The organism is Paenibacillus sp. KS1, assembly GCF_001680695.1.
Classification (GTDB): Bacteria; Bacillota; Bacilli; order Paenibacillales; family Paenibacillaceae; genus Paenibacillus_B; species Paenibacillus_B suaedae.
In genome coordinates, this window is the sequence record NZ_MAIS01000178.1 from 1 (window position 1) to 3,362 (window position 3,362).

Sequence of the window (3,362 nt, forward strand, 5' to 3'; positions counted from 1 at the left end):
TTCAATCAGCTGGCATAAGGCTTCGTTGCCGGCTCCGCTCGTATCCAAGTCTCTCAAGATGAGAAATCTTCTGTAGTAGGAAATGGCTATTTTTTCGCCTCGGTTGTATCAGTTGCGGACGATGATGGAAGATGTAGTTAAAGAGGATTTTCCATTCAGAAAACGATTAATCTTATTTACAATTGAATGATGTCATTTGGCTTCCGTTGAAGGGGTACGGAATCAACGAAATTCATGAAGTGGTGGGCATGGTTGAGTTGACTAATAATACGAATCGTCACTAGGATTCATCTGGTTATTCTAGAGAGTCATGCCCGTAATGTCCTCATGTCAAAGTCATTTTGACTTCTTACTTTAGTTCTTTTTTCTTTTCTACAACCACTTTTTTTGAATCTGTCTGGATTTTATGAAACTTGTAACTCCCGTCTTGTTCTATCGCAAATTCGCCAATTGCTGAAACTTCGTAAACACCGGGTTCCTTTATTTTGTATTTGTAATTTTCTGAAGTTTTCTTGCCTGCCTCGCCCTTGAACACCCAGATCATTCCGGCTGACTTAATCGGGTAGGAGTTGATTTGTTTACCACTGCTATCCTTAATTATATAGACGAATAATTTCGTTCCACTCATCATTGTCAGGTCTTCTTCTGTTTCTTTCTTTAGATCAGCTTTGATCATAAATTCCTCATTAGCTGCTACCTTTTGCGGGGCCGAAATTTTCACTGAGAATAATTTTTGTTGCTCCGTAATCAGTCTGGTCGAAGAAGCGGGTTTTTCTGCTTCTACTGCGACAGATTGCTTTGCGCCCAAAGACGGGGAACCGAGAAAAGCCAAAAGGATCAGAGCAACTAAACATTTTTTCAAATTTATCCACCTCCACTAAAACAGACGTATATTGGTTGGTTTTTGTTTCAGTTTAAATTTAATTTTCTTAGGTTTGCTTAAAGAATCTGCCTTTTTATTTAATTTTTAAATAATATCGTTAGAAGAGAGAGAGTTGAATCGTTATTATTTAGAGGCATGTCTCATAATATCCTGAAAGGAGGTGTAGAGTGAAGCGTTCTATATTTAAGATTCAATAACGAAGAAAGGAATGAACGTGAAATGACAATCAGAAAGCTAATAGGATCGATTGCACTTTCCAGTTTCTTGCTCATCAGTTCAAGCATTAATGCCGCTGGAAATACGGAGGATAAGTATCAATGGACAACTGTCAACGGAACCATTTCTGAAATCGCGGAAATCACTCAAAAAAATTCGATGAATAAAATACCGTATCCCTTGGAGCTGACTACTGCCCCAGATAAACTAAGTGATACGGAGCTTCTGGACAATTATGCAGAAAAGCAACGAATCAAAATGGATTTTCCCAACATTAAAAAGTTAATTGAAAATGATCCTCATGAGTTCTCAGGACATTACTACGATGCCGACAAGGGTACGGTAGTCATCCAAATTACGCAGGACTCGGAATCCTTAAAAACAAAAGTTTTAAATTCCATTCAAAACCGTGACAAGGTTGAATTTCAGGTTACGAAATTTTCTTGGGCAGATATCGAAAATGCGAAAGTAACAATTATGGAGAGTGTCACGCCTGGTACTGTTCGTGCACTCATACCTGATGTGAAAAATAACAAACTGATTATTGCGATCGACGAAGATGCACACGTCAATAATGATACGGTCTCATCGCTTATCCCACAATCGAAGATGCTTGAATTTACTGCAGTACCAGCCTCGGCATTTACTCTTCACACCGATGATACGCATTACGGTTCTCCATTTCCCATGGGTTCTAAAATAGGCGGCGATATACACGAAAAAGTTCCAGGCTCGGGTGAGTATTATTATCAAATATGTACAGCGGGGTACTTCGGCGTTAATCAAAGTGATCAAGAGGTGTTGGTTACATCTGGACATTGCCAAGATAAAGCAAGAACCAATACCGCGTGGTACCAACCAATGAGGGATACACCTTCCATTGGCAATTTTGCGTTCAGAACTTCTTCGTCTGGCGATGGATCAGACAAAACCGCTGATGCCGGCTATATAACATTGAATTCAAGTTACAGTGGACGTTCAAGAGTTCCTTATCCCTCCACTTCAAATATGGCGATGACTACGGGAATCTACACAAGTGATACACCCGGCGATACAATTTATGTAAGGGGCGCTAATAGTGGAACTTTTTCGTCGGGGAAAATTGAATATTCAAATGTCGATATTTATTGGGGAGTATCTGGATATGGCTATAATCGTGCCGAGGTACTAGCTACGGGATATACGTCCATAAAAGGAGACAGTGGAGGCCCTATTCTAACCAACTATGCTTATAATAATGATCTTCAAGGTTGGACTTTTGATTTAGCCGGAATCAATACAGGAGAAATCACAATTGACAGCACTTCAAGCCCAATTGCTAATGGAAGTTATAAAGTATATGATCCTATCTGGACAACGTTTACCGATTTAAACCTTAAAGGAATCAAAATTATTTCCAAGCCTTAAAACTAAAAAGGAACATAAAAGGAATATAAAAAAATGCCGCGATTCTTGATAACAACAAGGACTGCGGCGTTTGCTTTTTTTAATTACATCGAACATTAACAGGACTCGGAATTTCCGCGCCATGAACTATGTTTTTGATAAAAAACAACCGATATTGGCAGGCGCGGGGGCTTGGGAACACTTAACTCGGAGCATGGAGTAATTCATAAAGCTGTTCTTCTATGGCTTAGTCGGGTAGGCGCAATAGTAGGAGTAGGGAGAGAAGGCCGAGCAATCGACGGTACGGTTGGCTGCCACAAACCCGATTTGGATTCATGTAGTAAATGGGGACAAATTACAGATTGGGCAAGTCTGTTTACTTATTCTGACAAAACAGCCTCTAACAGAGATATTGCATTATGTTTTGAAATAGTATTGTGCCAGCGCATGAGAAAGGCGTAATTTGTGCTTCACGTTCACGTGGAAAGGGTCTTTTCTGGATAATAAATCGTCAACGTAATTTTTATATTTCTCGAGGAATTGGGCTGCATCATGGAACAGGCTGTTACTGACGTAGCTTTCTAGTGCAACAGGCAAAACAATCAGAAACTGGTGATCCTTCAAGAGGCTCATGAGCTCTTCAATTGGCTCGGTTTGCTTTATTTCAATGTATATATAACGCTCATTCAGCTTGGAGAGCCATGCGTAATGATCACCATAAACGGCATATTGCTGAGTGACTTGCAGTGCGCCTTCAAAGTTTTTCATTCCCATTAATGCGACACTCGTACAACCAGCTCTCAGCAATGTAATCATCTTGTCCTTCCTCAAACGCAATCGCACGCAGTTCCTTGGCATACTGGAGCAGCTTTGCCCA

The 3,362-nt window shown here is 40.2% G+C and carries 3 protein-coding genes; 1 reads left to right on the forward strand and 2 read right to left on the reverse strand.

Going from position 1 to position 3,362, the window contains the following annotated elements:
• Positions 1 to 349 precede the first annotated feature (349 nt).
• Positions 350 to 862, reverse strand: coding sequence for a hypothetical protein (locus BBG47_RS27390; RefSeq protein WP_065294380.1), 513 nt, complete (start codon positions 860 to 862; stop codon positions 350 to 352).
• A 240-nt stretch (positions 863 to 1,102) separates the two neighbouring features.
• Here BBG47_RS27390 and BBG47_RS27395 point away from each other — a divergent pair, with 240 nt between their 5' ends.
• Entirely contained in the window at positions 1,103 to 2,506 is a 1,404-nt protein-coding gene (locus BBG47_RS27395) for a chymotrypsin family serine protease (RefSeq protein WP_065294381.1), read from the forward strand.
• Positions 2,507 to 2,902: 396 nt separating this feature from the next.
• On the opposite strand, the gene BBG47_RS27400 is transcribed toward BBG47_RS27395, so the two are convergent.
• On the reverse strand, positions 2,903 to 3,259 hold the full coding sequence (locus tag BBG47_RS27400; protein ID WP_217492541.1) for a hypothetical protein: 357 nt from the start codon (positions 3,257 to 3,259) through the stop codon (positions 2,903 to 2,905).
• Positions 3,260 to 3,362: the final 103 nt, after the last annotated feature.